Raw genomic sequence first — 19,663 nt, 5'->3', positions numbered from 1 at the left:
GGCACAGGCCCGAGGCGGAGGAGAACAAACATGGCAGTAAGAGGAAACCAGATGAACACCACACGGAACCGACGCCACCAGCGAGGACCAGCATATCTCATCGCAATGCTTGCGATTGCGGGGCTTGCAACAACGGTCTCAGCACAGGCCCAGCGTCAACAGCAACGCCAACCCGACCGCGCGTTTCTGGAAGGCCCAAGAGTCAGAGACAACAAGGCCCCCGGAACCCAGGGCATGTTCGGCGAGATGGATGACAACGTGCGCACGCGTGCCCGAGCGCAGGAGCAGGTTCCTCCCATGGTCTTCCATCGCGCGATCAGAGAACTCGGCGCAGTAGATCACGGTCGTCTTGCGCTCCGCCCGGAACAGCGTGATCAGCTCGCTCACGTCATGGATGAGTACAGACTCGAGATCGAACACTGGCTCGACGCACACCGCGGTGAAATAGACGAACTTCGCCAACACGCGCGTGAGCTTGGCGCAGATCCACAAGTCATGAATGGTCCGTGGTCCCAGTTCGACCGTGCCCAGCGCAACGATCAGTCCCGCAACAGAGGCCCATTCGGTCCCGAGGCGCGCCGTGGTATGCAGGATGATGCGCCGTTTGGACCAGATGCACGCGGAAATCGGCGCACCCCACAAGCCGGCGCTGCACCGGAATCCGATCGACCGCAGCGTCGCAGCGGGCCTCAGCAGGACCGCCCACCGATGGCGGATCGACCGGACAGACCCGACCAACGAGAGACATCAAACCCGTGGTTTGGCAACAATCAGGATGATCGCGCACCCCGCGCTCGAACCAACGATCGTCAGCCAAATGATGAACGACTGCGTGAACGCAGACCTGAACGCGATCGTGAGGCTCTCCAGCCGTTGCTCGAACATATGCAACAACTGCGACAGTCCATGCCATCAACCGACCGCGCAATCAATGAAGCGTGGCGCATTCTCGACCCAGCACAACGGGAGTTCGTCGAGCGTCACATTGCCGACTACCACCGCCAGCAGGAAGAGCGCAGAACCAATGCCGACCAGCGGAGGTACGAGGAACGCTTCCGCGAACAGGCGCAGGATCGTCAGAACGATCGCGAGCAGCGTCCACAGCAACGAGGAAACAGGCGCAGCGATCAGTCGAGCCCCGGAGCGGATATGGACATCCCACAGGAGTTGCACGATCGCATCGCTCGCAAACTCGAATCACTTCCACCGGAAGAACGCGAACAGGCCATCGCCCAACTCCGCCAGCGCATGGAGCGCCTACGGAATGCCAGCCCGGAGGATCGTCGTGAGGCTATTCGCCGCATGATGCAGGAAAGCAGCGATAGTCCACAGCAGCATCTGCGCAACCGGGAACGTCAGGGCGATGATCGTCGTCCGCCAAGAACATCCGATCTGGATCTCCCGCGGCCGGAAAAACAGTGACATCACTGAGAGAAACGGAGAAACCCGCCCGCGGAGATTGCTGAGCACGTTTCTTGCGTGACGTGTTCATGCCCCGGCCAAGGACACTGTCCCTCGCCGGGGTTTTCTTTCTCTACAAACAAAGCGGCCAGCTTCGCCGATACATAATCTGTTCATGGACGAAAGCCCACAACCCCCAAAGCCTCAACAGCGTTTGCTTCGACGCTCTGAATCAGTGACCTGGTGCGCCATCGCACTCTGCATACTGCTCTGCTCGCTCACGCCACATGTTTCTATCCGCTTGTATATCACCGATGTCATCGCGAACTTTGCAGCACATGTTGCAACATGTGCTGTCATCCTTTGCTTTGCAACACTCGTCAGAAAGCAACGGACCAGCACTCTCCTGCTCGCACTGTCAGCAATATCTGCGATCGTCAGCGTTGTATCGACGCCGCGGGCAGAGTGGACGCGCGCCCAGCAGACAGATCTCTCCGTGCTTGTATTTAACACGCAGTCTGTGGGCGACAACCCGGAAATGACACTCAAACTGATCCTTGGATCGAACGCAGATCTCGTCGCTCTGCCGGAGATGTCACTCCAGCTCATGCACGAGCTTGAAACGAACCCGCGTGTTCAAGAACACTACCCATACTTTCACCTTGAGCAGAATCGCAGGCCTGGCATGCGCACATTGCTGAGCCGCTGGCCGATCGACGAACTCTTTGAACAGAGCCATCGCACCGAATGGGCGTTGACCCCAGCGCCATCTGTCTTTGCCGCTCGTGTACAGACCCCATCAGGAGATGTTGGAATACTCGTGTCCCATCCGCTCGCACCAAAGAATCCCCAGCTTTGGAAGTGGGGCAATGCCGCAGTCAACGCGGCGATCAGTGTAATCAACGATGCACACGCACTTGGTATACCGCTGGTACTTGCTACAGACATGAACGCAACGCCGTCAGCCTGGCGCAGCAGGGCTATCACACGACGCACGGGTTTACGCCGGGCAAAGCCCGTGCTTCGCGCAACAGGCACCTGGCCCGCATGGTTATTCTGGCCTCTCCAGATCGCCATTGATGATGTATGGGTGTCACACGATGTGCGAATCGTCTCATGGAACACATTACAGGTGTCCGGCTCAGATCATCTGCCGGTGATGGTTGAGCTGAGCTTGAACAGATAGCTCACTGCGTGATTTCACCACGGGATCGACTCATGCGACGAAGCATCGCACCAGTGAACCGATGCCGCTCTTCGCGCGAAAGTCCAAACAATCCGAACAGCACACACACCGCACAGCCATAGAGCCCGCACGACACGACAGAACCCAGAAAGCTTGTCCATTCAAGCACATATCGCGCAACAAGGAGAATCGGAGAGGCTACAAGAACAATCGCAAGCGGCGCAACCATCGGCTTGAACGTGTCGCGAATGCGCATCCGCAGACACCGCGCCGCAACACGGGGCAATAGCACAAGCTGAAAAATAAATATTGTTATCGCGTAGGCAGCAGCTGCTCCTGCAAAGTTGGGACCATACTCCCCAATGATCGCTGGCTCAGATGGAAGCAGAATCGAAAGCAGCACTGCAAGCACAGGGCTGAAAACAGCACCAGCCATCACCAGCTTCGCATACCTGTCAACATACCCGGCCCCATACAATATCCGCATCCACCCCTCGGATATTGCTCGCGAAACAATCCCGAGCATGATGACGGCAGTCAACGGAGCCGCCAGTGGGATCGCCTCTTCAGCGTTCTCCTTCTTGCCAAGCCAAAGCGACATCAGCGGCTGCGCATACACCGCCACCATCATCCCAGCGGAACACGCGACGAGCGTCTGGAGACGGGTCGCATGGTGGAACAGCACCTGTGTTGCACGCCCACTCTCGTCACGAGAACTCAGCCGTACACTCACCGCATCAAGCCCATCGGTCGTCCCCACCGTCAGACGCAGTACATACGCAGAAAAGACTTGCGCGAATCCGAACGCAAGATTTCCGATAAGCCCAAACACCAGATTCATCACAAACTGTGCTGCGGGCAGATGGATGCTCGTTGCAAATATGACGCCCGCGTTCCACTTCACAGACGCAAGAATCTGCTTGATCGTGCCAATCCGTACCAGTGAGCGGGTCGGCACCAGCGTCCGATCAAGCACCATCACCGCGCTTCCGAAACCAACAAGGACAATCGCGATCAGTCCCGTCGAGATGACACCGAACAACACAAGCGCCGATGCAGGATCTGTCACCTTCATGATAAGAAAAATAATGATGCCAGCAATCAACTGCGATGCCCGCCGGAGCAACTCGATCAGATTTGCCCAGACAAAGTGCTCTTTGACCTGATACATCCGCACAGGGCATGTCAGCAAAAGGACAAGAGATAACTCGATACCACGCGTCAGAACATAGATCTGAGCCGCGCGAATCAGCGACGAATCGATATCCAGCACTGGCACAACGAGCATCAGTACGAATGTGATAACAAGCGTTGGCGGAATGAGAGCGACACAGAGCGCGATAGCCGAGTTATAAACAGACGCAAATACATCCCGATCGGGGTTGTGCCACGCCGACCCAACCTCGCGCACAAGACTCGCATTCATGATGTCAATAAAGACCGCCGCAATCCCCGCACTGGATCCCAACAGAATAATCAGCGCCGTCACATCTTTTCCGCCATGCTCAAGGCACATACGAAAAAAAGCCAGGCCCATAAGCACACTGAGAATGAGACGAACGTAGTTCGCTCCCATTCGCACGATCGCCTTGGATGCCTCTGTTGCCATAGATCTTTGTGTATTACCTCATGAAGCGTTGCCTGTATACATCTCGTTGTACTGCGCAATGATCCGCGCTTCGTCAAGATACTCAAACACCCACGAGCGTCCCTTTTCGCCCATCTCGCGCAGCGTGTCACGGTTCTGCAACATTTCCGCAATATCATGAGCAAGCGCTGCACCAGACACAGGATGCGTGATTCGAGCAGCGCCAGACCGCTCAAGATCGGGCCACGTGTCAGTGCCTCGCGTCGTCACGATCGGCGTCCGACACGCAAGCGATTCAAAGTACACAAAACCGAAGTTCTCCTGGCTTGTCGGCAATACAAACACGTCCGCCGCCTCGTACAGCGACAGCTTTTCAGCACCGCCGATGTGCCCAACAAAGTGAACATCATCGCTCACACCAAGATCTTCCGCAAGCACTTCAAGCGAGCGTGTGTACTCGGCATCACCAGTCCCCGCGACCACAACAACAGGATCAAGATCACGCAGATGCTTTGCTGAACTGATTAGATGCTCAATACCCTTCTTCTCATGGATTCTGCTGAGAAACAACAACACCGGCCGATCTGTCTGCAGGAATGACCATTTCTGACGCGCAATATCCGGCCCGGGCAGTTCGTGGTACGCATCCATCGCCAGCAAGTTCGGTACGATGACCCCGCGACCCTTCGGAAAGTACTTCTTCGACTGATCAAGCTCTGCCTGGGCGGAGCAATGCACATACTGCGCTCTCTCAAGTAGCCGCTTCCCGAAGAGCGCGAGATAAATCTTCTTCTTCAGCCCGCGCTGCGTCATGCACCAGTCATCGAGCATTCCATGGATCGTCAGCACATACGGCTTGCTAGCCTTGAGGGCAATCTTCGCGAGTTGCAGGTTCGCCATCTCCCACGGCGTGTGCAGATGCACAACATCTGCGCGCTCAACACACTGTCGAATACCGAGCATGTCCTGCTTGCGTATCAGCCCGCCCCTGCCTGTTGAAACCAGATGCACACGGTCTGTTATATCACGCCAGCTCGCAGGCACATCGCTATCGTCCGCGGTAACAACCGTGACCTTGTGACCTGCTGACGCAGCAAGCTCCGTCATGTCGAGCACAGCCCGCACAACACCGCCCTCGGACAGTAATATCCTGGGAATGTAATGCACTATGTGCAACGGCTCGATGGGGGCGCTGCTCAATGTGCTCCTCCCGCGACAGGCTCATATTGCTGCTCGTGTCTCCAGACGCGCTCGCCAATCCGCTTCGCACGATCACCAACACAAATGCTTCGTTCGGGCAGCGAATCAAACACGCTCGATCGAGAACCGACCACAGTATCGTGCCGGATCGTCACACCCGCCCCGACAAACACATCAGCTGCAACCCAGCAGTCATCCTCCACCCGAATCGGCGCAGGAAAATCATCGTCAGCATCGGGGCTGGTAAATACAGTGCAGAGATGCGCGTACTGGCTGATCGTTGATCGAGCACCAATGAAAACCGGCGCGACACAGTCAAGGATGGCGTAATCACCTATAGCCGCGTGATCTCCGACAACGAGATTCCATGGGCGATTGACTCGTACTGTTGGCCGAATTTTCGCGGAGCGAGAGACGCGCGCTCCGAAGATGTTCAGAACCATTCCGCGCGCACGATACCAGTTGTGGAACGTACATCGAAATGCTGGCATGCCACACCACGACCAGAAAAGCCGGCGAAGCAGACCCGCATGTATCTCGTGTGTATCGGTCACAGAGTCTCGTCCCATTCGTATCCCAACTCGTTCAGTGCCGGCTCGAGAATCGAACGCACATGATCAAGGTTCGTTTTTTCTGCTCTGCGCTTTGCATTCCGTGAAGGATCAGCCGTCGCAGCAACGTGCTCGATCACGCCATCAGCATCCGCAAGCTCACAGAACTCGGCGATCTCCCGCATTGTCTCGGCGGGGCGCTGCATCATGTCCTCGAATCGGAAGATCAGAACGTCGCCCATCTCTTTCGCATCGCGATACGCGCACAACACCGTCGCAGCCCACTGCTTCGCGCGAATGACCTCGGGCTCGTCGTGCTTCACCCAATCCTTCCAGCCCGGCGGTTTCGGCCCCCAGAACTTCATCGGCTTCCCCGTCACCTTGTTGTGGACAGCGGAAAACAACCTGCCCATCTGTGCAGGCCATTCAGGCAGCGGTGTCTGCAATGCACGGCGGAAGATCAGCTTCGTCTGTACACCTTGCTGCTGGATATCCTCGGTCGAAGCGATCACGCTCCGTCCGTCGCGCACAACAAGCACAATCTTTGCCTCGGGGTACACCGCACGAACAAACGGCAGCCGAAGACAGTTGCTCGGCGTTTTCTCGACAAGCCGCTTCTTTCCGTCTTTTTTCACAAGCTGCTCAAACGCTGCGCGAATGTGCTGGCGCACCTTTGGCGTCGCATGCTCACTCGTCAGACGATCATCACCCAGCGATTGATGCGACCATGACCAGATGTGTCGCGGCTCAACCGCATACGCAAGATCCGGATGGCGCGAGAACTCGTCACCCATCCACGTCGTGCCCGAGCGATGCGTCCCAACAAAGATGATCGGGCGATCAAAATCACTCGTGCTGCTACTCATCCCCGCTCGCTTTCTCGTCACGGATCGTCCGCTCACGGATCAGCTTCGCTGGATTCCCCGCGTAGATCATGCCCGCTTCCAGATCCTTATACGTGCTCGCACGCGCACCGAGAATCGCCCGATCACCCACCGTCACATTCGGTCCAACGAACGCATCCGCACTGATCCATGCAGCGTCCCCGATCACAATCGGATCCCGAATCAACGTAAACCGTTTGTCTGTAAAGTCATGCGTGCCCGCGCACAGATGCGCATACTGACTGATGATCGCATACCGCCCGATCGTAATATGACCAAGCGAGTACACGATCGCCCGATCGCCAACCGAGCACCCCTCTTTGAATGTGCAGTTCCACGGAATCTCGATGTGCGCACTGGGTCTGATGCGCACATCCTTCTCTACCGTTGCACCGAACAGACGCAGCAATCCACGACGAACACCGTACCAGTTGTGGAATGTCAGCCTGAACACCTTCGATCCAATCAGCATCCACATTGCTCGCCCGATCTTCTCCTTTGTCGTCCACGGGCTCTTTTCTGGGAGCACTTCTATCGATTGAGCAGCCGCTGGCAAGACAGATGCCGCAGAAGAACCTGCTCGCGTTGCGGGGGCGGTAGCAACCGCCATCGATTGCGATGTGCCCGCGCTCGGCACCATAACAGTCTGCTTTGTCGACGGTGCTGCTGGCATCGCATCAGACTCGAACGTCGTTCCCTGCTTGTGCGCATGACGAAGCAGGCGCAGCTTCACACGGATCTGCTGCTCGTACATCGCGAGCATGGTGCAGTATGTGATCCCGGCCTTGCCCTCAAGAATCCCGCCAAACACAAACAGACGCGCGCACAAGTTAATCACCGGCCAACCCGGCACGCCGTAAAGCACACGCTTCCACGCGCGCCGACGCTGCGTCGAGTTCCGCGCAAGCAGATCGGATAGCGCTGGCAGCGATTCCTCGCGGTTGATGAACTGGATCGCCTCCTGAGACGAGTACCTGTTGTGCTTGTCGAACCAGTCATAGAGACCCTTGGAGAACGAGTAATGCAGGTATGGCGTCTCGATGCGCGATACCTTGCCCGTTGTGTCCTCGCGCTGTCCGTGCCCATAGTCAAAGAACCGCATGCGATCCTTATGAAACAATCGCATCTGGTAGTTGGGATACGCCCCGGAGCGCTTCAGCCAGCGCCCCATGAACATCATCTTGTTGGGCAAATGGAACCCAGCCTCTTCCGGATCCTTGGCAAGCAACATGCGCAATGTCTGCACGAGTTCCGGCGTAAACCGCTCGTCAGCATCAAGATGGAAGATCCACGGTGTCTGCACTTTGATATTGTCGATCGCCCAGTTCCGCTGCGCGCCAAAGCTCTTGAACGGATTGACCCAGACCGTTGCGCCTATCGATTCAGCGATCTCGCGTGTTCTGTCCGTGCTTCCCGAGTCGAGCACATGGATGTCTACCGCATCCTCGCACGATTCGATGCACGCCTTGATGTTGATCTCTTCATTCAGCGTCAGAATGACAACACTCACCGGCAGCGTCCCCGGCACGCGCACGACACCCCCATCGCTCGTGTGCTTCACATCATCCGGGGTTGTGACGGTCTGGCTGATCATGCGGACTGTGCAGCTGCCCGCTGCTGGGTCTCCGTCTCCTGCTGTTTCATGGTGCCCGATCGCGCAAGCACATCGGCGCATGTCGTCCACCGATGGTGCGTGAGCATGTGTCGCAGCTTCGCCTCGGTCGAGGCAGCACCCACATAGCACTTGAATCGTCTGTGTGGCGGCATTGGCACACGCGGGCAGTCTGGAGCAAAGTCGCGTGGATGCAAATACACCACTGTTGATCGATCCTGTACGCTCTCGCTGGCAATGCCCTGCTCAATCATGCCAATGGGGAGCAGACGCAGGTATCCGCCGCCGGAATAGCACATACGCTTTTTGATCGGTCCAATACCAACCGGCGCGATCGACATCGGCAGTTCGGGAATCTGTCTGCCCGATGGGGCAGTGACAACGTGCGGCCCAGGCTCGCACGCGTACCCACCGTGCCCGCGCGCCGCTGGGAACAGACTCGCGTCGTAGGTAAATCCTAGATCAATGAGCGTGTCAAACGCCCATTCCGCACCCTGCGTGATAGAGAACGAAGGCGCACGAAACCCCGCGATGGATGTCTCTGCGCCCGCTGCGCTGCGTATCGCATCGTTCGCTTGTTGAAGATCGTCGCGAAAGATATCAGGATCCAGCTCGTACACCTTGCGATGCCAGAACGAGTGCGATCCGATCTCGTGCCCAGCGTCAGCAATGCGCTTCACCAGCGCTGGATGTTTGTCCGCGATCCATCCGAGAATGAAAAATGTTGCGTGCGTCTTTGCATCGTCACAGATGCGAAGGATCAGATCGGTGTACCGCTCAACGAGCGACGACTCAGCACTCAGCTTCGGCCACTGCGACGGATCCTCGACAGCTTTGACCTCGACAATGTGGAACCAGTCCTCGATATCGAAGGAAAGCGCATGCACGCGTTGTGACGGATCGTCTGGCATCAGAAGAACTTGTGCCCCGCCTTCCTGAATGCGTCAACATCCTGCTTGGTCGGCATGGAAAAATGCGTCGATTCCACTTCCGGATTCGGCATCAGTGGCGTATCGCCCGCCTCGACAAGACGAACCGCCTGAATGATTGTCTCTGCAGCGAGGTCTTTCGACCGCGCCATCACATCCTCGAGCGTGTCGTGCGCATGGATCTTGTACCGGTTCTGCACGATGATCGGCCCGTTGTCGAGCTTTGCATCCACGTAATGCACCGACGAGCCGCCCTCCGTCTCGTTGTTGGCGAGTGTCCAGAAGCTTGGCATCAGCCCGCGATACTTCGGAAGCAGCGCGCCGTGGCAGTTGACAATCCCAAATGGTGTCTGCTCACGGAGCTTCTTCTTATACAGTTGCGTGCCCGAGATTGAGACAATGAACTCAACGCCCAGATCGCGCAGCAGTTTCAGAAACTCCTCGCTGTTCACGTCCGCGGTCCGATGCACGGGGATGCTATACTTCTTCGCGACGGCTTCGACGTTGTAGCACCGCTTCGTCGAGCCGAGGATCTGGTTGAACACCTTACCCTGCAGCTTGCGGATGATGTAGTTTCGAAGCTTCCACTGGAAGTACCAGAATCCGTACATCTTCAGCAGCGCCATCGCTGTCTGGAACACCGTGCGCTTGCCCTGCGCGACCGACTGGATGTTCACACCAGCCGTCGAGTCAGCAAACTCGCGCAGATACTTGTCAAGCACCCTCGGCAGATAGAACGGGTCGTCCTGGATAAAGACATACTTCTTCAGTGGGCGAGCGTTTGATTTGGACAACACCTGGAACTCCATGTTCGCAGGCTGAGTCAGAGTTGTTGGCGTCGTCTCAGTAATCATTGTTTGTTCCGCTCAGTTCCCGTTTCCGACCAGCACACGCTCAACAACATCGCAGAATGCTCCCTTGAGCGATGTTGCACTGAACTGCGTGTTGACAAGCTCACGCGCCCGCTGTCCCATCTCGATAAGTGTCTCGCGAGATGTATGTAATATCTCATCAATCACCTTCACAGCGCCATCCACGTCACCGTGCTGGATGTGCCAGCCGATGTTGTGATCGCGGATGACGTCGGACACGTGACACGGATCAGGTCCCAGCAGAAGGATCGGTCTCGCCACCGCCATCGCGCCGTACACCTTGCACGGATGCACCACGCCGACGACATCATCGCCGACAGACACAAGGTGCACATCCGCCGCCGAGAGAGAGTACTTGATCGAATCAAGCGGCTGGTACGGAAGATCAGCGATATTCGTCGGTTTATGGTCCTCAATGGTGCGCTTCACATCCTTCTTCCCAACGCCACCACCGATGAAATAGAACTTCAGATTTTCACGATCCTGCATCTTCACCGCAGCATCAAGCACTGTGGTGACCGGTGTAGAGAATCCGTGGTTACCCGAGTACATGATGACAAACTTCGCGTTTGCGTTGTCATCCGTGCTCAGATTGTGCTCCCTGCGGAACGGATTGTCTTCGTGCGCAACAACCTCAAGATGCCCTTCGTGCGGCCAGGGAGGCATGATCGACACTTTGTGAGACACGTCGATCTTCTTGTTGATGCGATCAGCCATAAACCGATCCATGACCACAATCTCACGCGCACGCTTGAAGATCCGGCGATTAAAGAAGTCGTACAGGCGCACAACCATCGATGTCGGTTTAAGTTTTCCGAGTTCGACCATCTGGTCAGGATTCAGGTCCATCACCCAGTACACAATCGGCTTGCGACGGATGTACGAGATCACGAGCGCTGCTGCTGCGCACATCGGCGGGCTGGTTGAAACAAGGATCGCGTCGGCCTTTGTGAACATCCCGCGCACCATGCACTGACCCATAAACAGAAACCCAGCGAGCAAGCGCAACGGGATCGACTTCTTGCCAAAGCTCGACAGCGGCAGTCTGCGGATATGAACACCGTCGAGCGTTTCCTTCGGCGCATACTTCTGTGTCGGATCGTCGTACCCGCGCCCGGAACAGATGACATGGACGATGTGCCCGCGCGATGCCATCTCGGCGGCCGCGTCGTGCATGTGCTGACCGACACTCGCTGGATCGGGCACGTACACCTGCGAAAGCACGAGCAGATGCCGGTGCTTACCGGTGCGTGGTGCGGGCAGGCTTTGTGATGGTGTTGAGGTATCAGTCATCGTGTTCAGCAGCGGATGGAGACAACCCGGAGCATCAGCTCCGGCGGAAATGGTGCAGACGATACGACACCCAGCCCGCCAAATCAGATCAGCGAGAGATGCCCGTGTCAGGATCGGCTCAACAGGGTTCTACGGCTCGGGATCGGAACAGGTGCGATGGTGTTGCGCGTGGAAAGCAAAATAGTCCTATAAAATCAACATTGTCGACCAACTATTCGGTCGGCCAAAGCTTGCTGCCACTGCATTGTCACAGCGCGCCTTGCACCCAATATCTCAGGAGCCCGGGGCGTCTCGCCGCGGGAACGCACGCAGTGGTCTCGTGGGGTGGGACGCCCACGCTCCTGCAACACAATGGGCCAGATCATGACATCCCACGCTGAGCGAATCAGACACACCTCCTGCTCTCGGTACGATCTCTCATGCGCTGGCTGATTCTCACCATCGTGTTCGTGTTTTCCCTTGCTCTGGTCTTTGCTGAGTCTGCGTACTTTGCAGCCCACAGCCCGATGGACTTCCAACCAACGGAAACTCGTCCCTGGCCTCGGCACCTTGATGCAGAATGGCCCAAAGAACCTGAGCATACTAGACAAAGCAACTCAGCCGGAATGTCAGCAATCTGGTACTCAATCCTTACGGGTGATCTCACAAAGCAGTTGTATCCGGATCTGTATCAAATAGTGGTTGTGCGCACAGGCTGGCCGATTCGAACATTTGCCTTTGAACGCACGTTCGTACTCCCGGAAGCGAGAGGCACCATCGGCTGGCAGATGGACAATGTCACATCGATCTGGACCGGAGGCATCGAAATCCCCTCATGGTTGCGCCAGCCGGACGAAAGACCGTGGCTAGAACCGAGTGTTCGCCGCGTTCCCATCAGGCCGATCTGGCACACAAGCTTCCTCATGACTCTAGTACACATGAGTATCCTGTGTTCGCCATGGATTGCGTGGCGGCGCTTTGTGCGCCATCGAAGGCGATCCAAAGGTTGCTGCATCCATTGTGGCTATAACATCGCCGACCTGACAACATGCCCGGAGTGTGGCCATTTCAACTGATGCCCAATGACCACTTGTCACGTTGCGCATCGTCTCTACCAAATTCTGCACTGATTCTCAATGCATGAGATTCCAGGGCCACCAAAGAACTCCTGTACATATTCGATGTCTTTTCAGAAAGTGGACACAAACTCGGCTAGCTCAAAGCGATCCAACATGTCTGTATGTATTGATAAGCACGCCTGAAGGCAGCGATTTTGTGCTGACCAGAGCAAGCTCGCGCGGATCAGCAGCCTGTGAAAAGCAGCGCTTGCCGCTGCCAAGCAGAACCGGGTAGATGATCAGCACAACCTCGTCAACCAAACCCTGCTCAAGCAGCACGGGTATCAGTGTCGAACTTCCCCAGACGACCAGGTCAGGACCACCGTTTGACTTGACACTGCGAACACCCTCAATGACGTCAGCGCCAAGATCTCCAACCGGACCCCATTCAAGACTTTGGGGTCTGTGGGTCGCGACATATTTCGTCGCAGCGTTCAGAACATCCGCAAACGGTCCGCCATTGACTGCTGGCCAATAGCCTGCCCACAGATCGTACGTACGGCGACCAAGCAGCAGATCAAAGTCCTTGCCCTGCGCCTCGGCTACGGACGCTGCTCCATCCGGACTTCGGTACGGCGCTGTCCATCCGCCATTCGCGTACTCATCGCCCCGTCCGTCGGGAGCAATCACGCCATCAAGCGAGATGTGTTCGAAGATCCTGATCTTTCTCATGTTGCCCTTCCCTCTTCACCCACCCCAATGTTGCACGTACTCCAAACTGTGACGCACTCCATGAACTTGCCAGTCACACCTTAAACTATGGAAGTTCCTCGGGCAGCGGCTTTCGCACAAACTCCAGCGCAGCTGTATCACACGCACCAAATCGCGTGAAGTTCTCCCATGCAACCTCGAGCGAAACACTGTTTGCTCCACCAGCAAGATCTGGATCAACAAACTGTGCTGGATCATCCTCCCAGCCGCACACCGGGCATATGTCGTAAGAATCACGTGATGCTGAGTCCATTGTGAGACAGCGGCAGCATGGGCATGGGTGCATGGGAAACGACCTCACAGGAGAGGAGTTTACACGTACAACAACTCGGTTGGAGGGAAAGGGCGTGGGCAATCCCCCCCACGGCAATCCCGCCCAAAGCACGCTTTCAGAGCACATTCGCTCCCACATTTTTCCAAGATCTGTTACAATGTGACTTCCAAACCCGTCCTTCCCAGAGAAAGGCCGCCCATGCGCCACATCCTGCCATCGCTTGTTGCTCCACTCATGCTCTGCTCCGGGGCGTTCGCCCAACCTGCAGAATACGGCGAGAGCAAGACGCCGCCCGTGGGACCGCCGTGGGTGCGCGACTTTGCAACCGCCCAGCAGATGGCGGCCGACCAAGGCAAACCCATCTTTGTGTACTCGACAAAGACCTACTGCCCGCATTGCGTTGTGATGGAGAAGAACCTGCTCGTGAATCCCGATCTTGCATCGTCCTACGACGATGTGATATGGATGTACGTGTACCAGGATTTTTCTCACGACGAGGCCGACCGCAAGAACGAGCGCGTCGCAATCCGCTTCGGGATCACGTCCTGGCCCCAGCATTTTCTCGTTGATCCTTACACCATGAACGTCATCGGTGACACAGGACGCGAGCTCAACACATTCCGTACAGGCGTTGCATCAGCAGAGCCGAAAGTCACACAGCAGGCCGAACTAACAACGCAGAAACTCATCGAGATTGATACCATCGCTGCATCGCTTGAAGGTGACGACGTCAAAATCGATCGTGCAGCGGAGTATTTGAAGCACCCCGATGTTGTTGTGCGCTATCGCGCAGTCCAGCGCGTCGCAAAGGACGATCCCGCGCGCGTGGTCGCAGCTGCTGCAGAGATTCTCGATACGCCGCACGATCAACTCCGCTTCCTTGTCTGCGGCTTACTCGCTGAGCATGGCGACGGAAGTGTTCGTGAAAAGCTGGAATCACTCCTCACAACGCCCGACGGCTCAAAGAATCCGAACGTGCTGCGCATCAACGCAGTCAAGGCACTCGCGCGGTGCGGCGATGCTCGCTCAATAGACGTGATCGCGCCGTTTGCAACATCGGGCGAGGGCCGCAACAGTCTGACCAAAGCATCCATCGATGCCATCGTGTCAATTGCCGAGCATCATGCTGACGCGGTAGAACATGCGAAGGACACACTCGTTCGCGCATTTCCTACCGTCCCCGCGGATGTGCCCGAGACCGAACTTCGGTTCTATCGATCGGTTGCTGTCAACGCACACGCAGCGCTCCAGAAGCTCACAGGCGAGGCGCACGAGTTTCCAACAGAGTACGACAACGCCGCACGCGAGATACTCATCAAAGCGTGGAGCGAATAGCACGCTGCATTTTCATGCCGGCTCACGAATCTGAGCGATAACGACAACCGAAGAACTGTCTTTCAGACTGCCCTCTCCAGTTGCAGGAGCCCACTATGCTCGTGACCGCTGCTCTCGCTGCACTCTGTCTGCCCGCACTTGTGCCCGATCCAGAGGATCTCGTCGGAACCTGGCGTGTTGATCTGCGCGTCTTCCCCGATTCTGTTCCGTATTACAAGCAACTCGATATCAGAACCGCGCTGGGCATACGACTCACTGGCACGTTTTACGACTCAGAGCTTGAGCAGACAATCGTCACGCCACACTGGAATGGCCTGTCGTTCTCTTTCGTCACACACGACGCGTCGACAGAGTACCGCTCGACTGGCGTGCTCCGTGACGGCAGAATCAGCGGCATGACGCACGCGATCGAGCGCGACTCGCTTGTCCCATGGCGCGCCATCAAACTCTACGACGATCCAAAATTAACATCTGAGCAGGCGATGGAGGATGTCGTACTGTTCCGTCACGCGCTTGAGACTATTCACCCGGGGATATATCGATATACGTCAAAGCCAAAGCTCGATGCAGAGTTCGACCTGCTGGGAATTGCGTACGCAAACGGAGTGCAGCAGACTGTGTTCTATCGCGACATCGCATTGCTGGTTGCAGCGATCGGGTGTGGGCATACGCGCGCAGAGGCGCCGGAATCATTGACGACATATCGCCAGTCGACGCCAACACATCTGCCTTTCACGTTCAGGATCATCGACAATCGCATGATTATTGATGATGTGCGGGAAGATATCACAGAGTTGCGTCGGGGCGATGAGATTACATCGATCAACGGCATCGCGGTCGAGTTTCTCATCAAGATGATCGCCCCGACTATGCAGGTAGACGGAAATGTTGACTCGATCAGGACCACGCGTCTCGACACCGCGTACGAGTATGCCGACACGGGACTGGAACACTTCCTTCCGCTGAGTGTGGGCTGGCGCGACGACTTTCAGCTCGAAGTGGTTGATGAGAACAACATATCGCGCAAGGAACTAGTAAACGCGATCACGTTGACGCAATGGGAGCAAACATTTGCTGGTGAACCGGCAAACTTTGCAGACTCTATCTCGCTCGAGCTCTTCAACGAAACAGCGGTGCTGACCATTGACAGCTTCATCAACTATCGAAACACGGTGAACGCAGCAGAAACACTCAAACCGTACTTTCAAAGTATCACTGTCGCGGGTATCACCCACCTTGTGATCGATCTTCGGAACAACGGTGGAGGTTCCGGCGATGCAGTGTGGGCGCTTGCGAGCTACCTGATCGAAGAGCCACTCACATTTAGAGCCCCCCTCGTAAAGAACTACCGATTTGACGACGCGCTCAAAGCCAACATGACGACCTGGGATCCGGCTGCGATGAGCATGCCCGACAATGCGTTTATCAAACTCGATAACGGGATGTATGAACTCAAGCCAGAGGTCACGGGCGGCGTGCAGACACTCTCGCCGCATCAAAACCGGTATCGTGGCCCGTTGACGATACTCACAGGACCATATAACGCATCGGGAACAACCATGCTCGTCGCAACACTCGACGAGCAACTGGGCGATCGACTCAAACTCATCGGCGAGCCCACAGCAGGGAACGCGCAGGGGCCTACCGCGGGCACACTGTTCTTTCTCACACTCCCCAACAGTGGGATACGCGTCAACATCCCGGCGCTCCTGGAGCGCACACCGTTAAATAAACCCATCACCAGTGTAGGTGTGGTCCCGGACATCATGATTAAACCGACTATCGATGATTTTCGCGCGGGCAGAGACCCTGTGCTGGAGCGTGCAGTAAGGGAGTGGTGAGCACACTTATTCACGCAGCGCATCACGCATTTCTAGATCGAAGCGTGTCTTGTACCCCTCACTCGGGAGTGTCTCGCGGAATGTGCTCGCATAGTTCTGTGCAGCTGATTTCCCCTGAGTCTCGCGAATCGCACGAACGATTGCAGCACCGTCGCGATCCACCATGTCCTCTCGCATGTAGGTGCGGAGCAGGTCCTCGACCTCCTGTGTTGCGCGGCCTGTCGCCACAAGCTCCGCCCCCACTGTCAGCCAGAGCGCGTCGCGGCAGAGCATCTGGTCCTTCATTCTGGAATCCAGACGAAGGAAGCACTCTTTCACAACCGCAGCATCGCCCGCACGCGCGCCGACAAACAGCGCTATCTCAGCAGCTGCAGGTGTCATCCACTCAGGCTTATCCCGCAATGTCGCAGCGGCCAACTTTGCTGCATCATCATCACGCCCGAGCATGACCAGCGTCCTGAACCCACCTGCCAGATCGCCAGACTTCAACTGCTCCGCGAGTGCATCCTGAACTTGGACAAGCTGCTGCTCCCCAGCCGGGTTGCTTGAGTTCACAAGCGTGCCCGGCAGTCGCTGTGCGGGAGGCCCAAATGTGATCAATGGATCGCCGATCATTGCGAGCTTGCTTGCCGCACCATCATCGAACCGCATGGCAGCGCCCATCGGAGCGGGCGCAAGCCAACGTTTCGCTATGAGCTCACTCGGTAGAAACGCCGCAAGCGTGGGCTCCTGCACCGACCCGAAGAACGCGTACGCGCCTCTCGCCAGTAACCTCCCCGCTACCGTAGAGCGAATCCCTGGATTCTCACACGAAAACGAGTGAACCATGTATGCTGCGACCGGTTTTTTCAGCATCGGCCAATCACCCGGGCGCGCTCTGCCCGCGGGCGCACGGCTTCCGTGCAGATCAAAGTTCCACGACGGTCCTTTGCTTGTGACAAAGACCACGCCTGCATCAATCGCACCCATCCGCGCAAGCCCGGCAAGATCGGTCTCCGGCGGTCTGTGAACCTCAACCTCGATCTTTGCATCTGCAAACTGATGACTCGCCGAAGTGAGGTTGTACTGGCCCCATGGCATGCCTGTGGGATAGGTATCAAACAGCCACGCACGCTCCGGTTGAAGAAACAATGCGCACATCGCATCATACATAGAGCGTGCTGGTGTTCCAAAGATTTGCCCACCCCACGCCCAGCGCTCGCCCGGTATGAAAGTGCCGTTCTCTTCGACCAGCGTGCGCGTCAGCACATCTGTCGTTGCAAGATAGTTATTCTCAGAATGCAACAGCTTCGAGCCGATTCCGCCACAGAAGGTCAGCCCATCAAGATCATCTCCGGCCCCTCGCCATACAAGATTCATTTCAGCAAGCGCAGCATCCTCATCAATCGCCTGCACAATACCGGCATCAACCTGCTTTGATATCTGAAGCACCTGCTCGTTTGTCAACGGCTGATTGTGATTTGTTGGCAGATCTGCCCACACGAGCAGCTGCCCATGTCCTGCAGCCAGCGCCACAGCGCTCGCCCACGCGGGAGAATCGATGCTTGTCACAACAACACCAACCGGCTTAAATCCGACATCCTGCCAGAGTTTGCCAATCGAAGAACCAGTCTGATCAACACCAGGATTGCGCCACGCACCAAGCAGCGCATATGCAGCAGCAGTCTTCCGATCATCTGCCGCCAGCGACCGGGCTTTCATGTCTGCCAGACGCAGCACACGTTCCGGTTTGTACGCGCGAACAAACAACCCAATCAGCTCGCGAGCATCACTCGAACCATCATCAATAAGAACGGGATATCGCGCGCCCAGCGACCACCCAGCAATCGCATCAACCGCTTCCGCTGGACCTGGCACAATCACAACTTCGCTCAGCACGGGAACCTGCCGGCGCACCTGCTCGACACGCACACCGAGCTTCACCGCCGGGGGAAGATCATCAAACGAGATAGGCTGATTCGCTGAGGGCTGCTGTCCCATCGCTCTCACAACACCCATCAGACATAGAGAAAGCAGCGCAACGCATTGGCTCGCAGAATGTTTCATGTCCAGATTGTACGCAAACACAGTGCGCACAAAGAACACCGCACATATCCAAGAGGATACGTGCGGCGTCCAGATATGCTAGAAAAGTCGAGATCAGGCCGCTGTGTACTGCCCACGAGCGATCTTCTTGATGCGATCACTCTTGGTCAGGCACTGGTTCACGATTGTGCGGAAGTTGGGTGAATCAGACTTGTACCCAGCTTTCAACACCGCATCCGCAACCTCGGTCACACCCATGGTCTTGCCCGTCAGGACAGCAACAAGCGAGTCCTCAAGTGTTGAGCCTCCCTTGCCCTTGCGACGACCGCCGCCACGGCGCTTCTTCGTCGACGCACGCTTCCCACCTGTGCTGACGCGTTTGGTGGACGCGCGTGTCGCGCTACGACGAGTTGGCTGTGACGAAGACGCTCCAAGCGATGCCATTTCGGCGTCGATCATGTCAAGCTCAGCGAGAAGCTCGTCGCGACGTTCAGCAAGTATGTGAGAACGACGATACAACTCGTCATACAGGGCTTGTGTGGAGATACCACGCAGGCCGCCCGCTGTTGACGTTTTTTTGTTCTTCGAGCCAGCGGGGCGACCACGCTTGCGACCGGTTGTTTTCTTCGCAGTTGTGCCCGACTTTGTGGTTCTCTTCTTTGCCATTTCATTGTCCTCCACCAAAACAAGTAAATGTTTCGGCCTAAATCTGTGATATCTGATCCTCGTGATTGCGAGCCCCATGCGGGAACCTGTTGCACTGCTCACACATCGCCAAACGCTGGCGCGAACCTATGAATCTGGAATCAGAAAACGAAATACGACACAAGCTCAAACGCAAAAACTCTGATAATGTAACCAAAC

17 protein-coding genes are annotated in these 19,663 nt (G+C 56.5%); 5 read left to right on the top strand and 12 right to left on the bottom strand.

Annotated elements, in window-relative coordinates:
• The first annotated feature begins 30 nt into the window (after window positions 1-30).
• On the top strand, window positions 31-1,422 hold the full coding sequence (locus tag H6815_05270) for a hypothetical protein (GenBank protein MCB9859847.1): 1,392 nt from the start codon (window positions 31-33) through the stop codon (window positions 1,420-1,422).
• Between the two features lie 154 nt (window positions 1,423-1,576).
• Window positions 1,577-2,587: a hypothetical protein gene (locus tag H6815_05265; protein ID MCB9859846.1), complete on the top strand. Its 1,011-nt coding sequence runs from the start codon at window positions 1,577-1,579 to the stop codon at window positions 2,585-2,587.
• A gap of 1 nt (window position 2,588) precedes the next feature.
• Here H6815_05265 and H6815_05260 read toward each other — a convergent pair whose 3' ends face one another.
• Genes H6815_05260 through H6815_05225 form a run of 8 tightly spaced genes read right to left on the bottom strand, consistent with a single transcriptional unit; the run spans window position 2,589 to window position 11,516 of the window.
• Window positions 2,589-4,196, bottom strand: coding sequence for a hypothetical protein (locus H6815_05260; protein MCB9859845.1), 1,608 nt, complete (start codon window positions 4,194-4,196; stop codon window positions 2,589-2,591).
• An 18-nt stretch (window positions 4,197-4,214) separates the two neighbouring features.
• Window positions 4,215-5,375 (bottom strand): glycosyltransferase, encoded by a 1,161-nt coding sequence (locus tag H6815_05255; protein MCB9859844.1) that lies wholly within the window; start codon window positions 5,373-5,375, stop codon window positions 4,215-4,217.
• Window positions 5,372-5,929, bottom strand: coding sequence for a colanic acid biosynthesis acetyltransferase WcaF (locus H6815_05250; GenBank protein MCB9859843.1), 558 nt, complete (start codon window positions 5,927-5,929; stop codon window positions 5,372-5,374). Before H6815_05250 ends, H6815_05255 begins: the two co-directional genes overlap by 4 nt.
• Window positions 5,926-6,792 (bottom strand): sulfotransferase, encoded by an 867-nt coding sequence (locus H6815_05245; protein MCB9859842.1) that lies wholly within the window; start codon window positions 6,790-6,792, stop codon window positions 5,926-5,928. The genes H6815_05250 and H6815_05245 overlap by 4 nt, the downstream gene beginning before the upstream one ends.
• Window positions 6,785-8,404 (bottom strand): glycosyltransferase, encoded by a 1,620-nt coding sequence (locus H6815_05240; GenBank protein ID MCB9859841.1) that lies wholly within the window; start codon window positions 8,402-8,404, stop codon window positions 6,785-6,787. Before H6815_05240 ends, H6815_05245 begins: the two co-directional genes overlap by 8 nt.
• Window positions 8,401-9,333: a polysaccharide deacetylase family protein gene (locus tag H6815_05235; GenBank protein ID MCB9859840.1), complete on the bottom strand. Its 933-nt coding sequence runs from the start codon at window positions 9,331-9,333 to the stop codon at window positions 8,401-8,403. Before H6815_05235 ends, H6815_05240 begins: the two co-directional genes overlap by 4 nt.
• Window positions 9,333-10,205 carry a hypothetical protein gene (locus H6815_05230; GenBank protein ID MCB9859839.1) on the bottom strand — a complete coding sequence of 291 codons (873 nt, stop codon included), beginning with the start codon at window positions 10,203-10,205 and terminating at the stop codon, window positions 9,333-9,335. Before H6815_05230 ends, H6815_05235 begins: the two co-directional genes overlap by 1 nt.
• 12 nt (window positions 10,206-10,217) lie before the next feature.
• Entirely contained in the window at window positions 10,218-11,516 is a 1,299-nt protein-coding gene (locus H6815_05225) for a glycosyltransferase family 4 protein (GenBank protein MCB9859838.1), read from the bottom strand.
• A 419-nt stretch (window positions 11,517-11,935) separates the two neighbouring features.
• On the opposite strand from H6815_05225, the gene H6815_05220 reads away from it, so the two are divergent.
• Window positions 11,936-12,571 carry a hypothetical protein gene (locus H6815_05220; GenBank protein MCB9859837.1) on the top strand — a complete coding sequence of 212 codons (636 nt, stop codon included), beginning with the start codon at window positions 11,936-11,938 and terminating at the stop codon, window positions 12,569-12,571.
• Window positions 12,572-12,712: 141 nt separating this feature from the next.
• Here the strand turns inward: H6815_05220 and H6815_05215 are convergent, their stop codons facing one another.
• Together H6815_05215 and H6815_05210 are read right to left on the bottom strand one after the other, a co-directional pair.
• Complete coding sequence (locus H6815_05215; protein MCB9859836.1) at window positions 12,713-13,285, bottom strand: dihydrofolate reductase family protein; 573 nt, start codon at window positions 13,283-13,285, stop codon at window positions 12,713-12,715.
• Between the two features lie 85 nt (window positions 13,286-13,370).
• Window positions 13,371-13,610: a hydrolase gene (locus H6815_05210; GenBank protein ID MCB9859835.1), complete on the bottom strand. Its 240-nt coding sequence runs from the start codon at window positions 13,608-13,610 to the stop codon at window positions 13,371-13,373.
• Window positions 13,611-13,796: 186 nt separating this feature from the next.
• Here H6815_05210 and H6815_05205 point away from each other — a divergent pair, with 186 nt between their 5' ends.
• Together H6815_05205 and H6815_05200 are read left to right on the top strand one after the other, a co-directional pair.
• Window positions 13,797-14,933 carry a thioredoxin family protein gene (locus H6815_05205; GenBank protein MCB9859834.1) on the top strand — a complete coding sequence of 379 codons (1,137 nt, stop codon included), beginning with the start codon at window positions 13,797-13,799 and terminating at the stop codon, window positions 14,931-14,933.
• A 95-nt stretch (window positions 14,934-15,028) separates the two neighbouring features.
• Complete coding sequence (locus H6815_05200; protein MCB9859833.1) at window positions 15,029-16,774, top strand: hypothetical protein; 1,746 nt, start codon at window positions 15,029-15,031, stop codon at window positions 16,772-16,774.
• A gap of 6 nt (window positions 16,775-16,780) precedes the next feature.
• On the opposite strand, the gene H6815_05195 is transcribed toward H6815_05200, so the two are convergent.
• Together H6815_05195 and H6815_05190 are read right to left on the bottom strand one after the other, a co-directional pair.
• Entirely contained in the window at window positions 16,781-18,820 is a 2,040-nt protein-coding gene (locus tag H6815_05195; protein MCB9859832.1) for a hypothetical protein, read from the bottom strand.
• 93 nt (window positions 18,821-18,913) lie between these two features.
• Entirely contained in the window at window positions 18,914-19,465 is a 552-nt protein-coding gene (locus H6815_05190; GenBank protein MCB9859831.1) for a hypothetical protein, read from the bottom strand.
• Window positions 19,466-19,663: the final 198 nt, after the last annotated feature.

The organism is Phycisphaeraceae bacterium, assembly GCA_020639155.1.
Classification (GTDB): Bacteria; Planctomycetota; Phycisphaerae; order Phycisphaerales; family UBA1924; genus JACKHF01.
This window is presented reverse-complemented; position numbering and strand designations above follow the sequence as displayed.

Bases quoted from the DNA above. Each gene is read 5' to 3' on its own strand.
- H6815_05270 (MCB9859847.1), top strand. From the start codon at position 31: ATGGCAGTAAGAGGAAACCAGATGAACACCACACGGAACCGACGCCAC.
- H6815_05265 (MCB9859846.1), top strand. From the start codon at position 1,577: ATGGACGAAAGCCCACAACCCCCAAAGCCTCAACAGCGTTTGCTTCGA.
- H6815_05260 (MCB9859845.1), bottom strand. From the start codon at position 4,196: ATGGCAACAGAGGCATCCAAGGCGATCGTGCGAATGGGAGCGAACTAC.
- H6815_05245 (MCB9859842.1), bottom strand. From the start codon at position 6,792: ATGAGTAGCAGCACGAGTGATTTTGATCGCCCGATCATCTTTGTTGGG.
- H6815_05240 (MCB9859841.1), bottom strand. From the start codon at position 8,404: ATGATCAGCCAGACCGTCACAACCCCGGATGATGTGAAGCACACGAGC.
- H6815_05235 (MCB9859840.1), bottom strand. From the start codon at position 9,333: ATGCCAGACGATCCGTCACAACGCGTGCATGCGCTTTCCTTCGATATC.
- H6815_05230 (MCB9859839.1), bottom strand. From the start codon at position 10,205: ATGATTACTGAGACGACGCCAACAACTCTGACTCAGCCTGCGAACATG.
- H6815_05225 (MCB9859838.1), bottom strand. From the start codon at position 11,516: ATGACTGATACCTCAACACCATCACAAAGCCTGCCCGCACCACGCACC.
- H6815_05220 (MCB9859837.1), top strand. From the start codon at position 11,936: ATGCGCTGGCTGATTCTCACCATCGTGTTCGTGTTTTCCCTTGCTCTG.
- H6815_05215 (MCB9859836.1), bottom strand. From the start codon at position 13,285: ATGAGAAAGATCAGGATCTTCGAACACATCTCGCTTGATGGCGTGATT.
- H6815_05210 (MCB9859835.1), bottom strand. From the start codon at position 13,610: ATGCACCCATGCCCATGCTGCCGCTGTCTCACAATGGACTCAGCATCA.
- H6815_05205 (MCB9859834.1), top strand. From the start codon at position 13,797: ATGCGCCACATCCTGCCATCGCTTGTTGCTCCACTCATGCTCTGCTCC.
- H6815_05200 (MCB9859833.1), top strand. From the start codon at position 15,029: ATGCTCGTGACCGCTGCTCTCGCTGCACTCTGTCTGCCCGCACTTGTG.
- H6815_05195 (MCB9859832.1), bottom strand. From the start codon at position 18,820: ATGAAACATTCTGCGAGCCAATGCGTTGCGCTGCTTTCTCTATGTCTG.
- H6815_05190 (MCB9859831.1), bottom strand. From the start codon at position 19,465: ATGGCAAAGAAGAGAACCACAAAGTCGGGCACAACTGCGAAGAAAACA.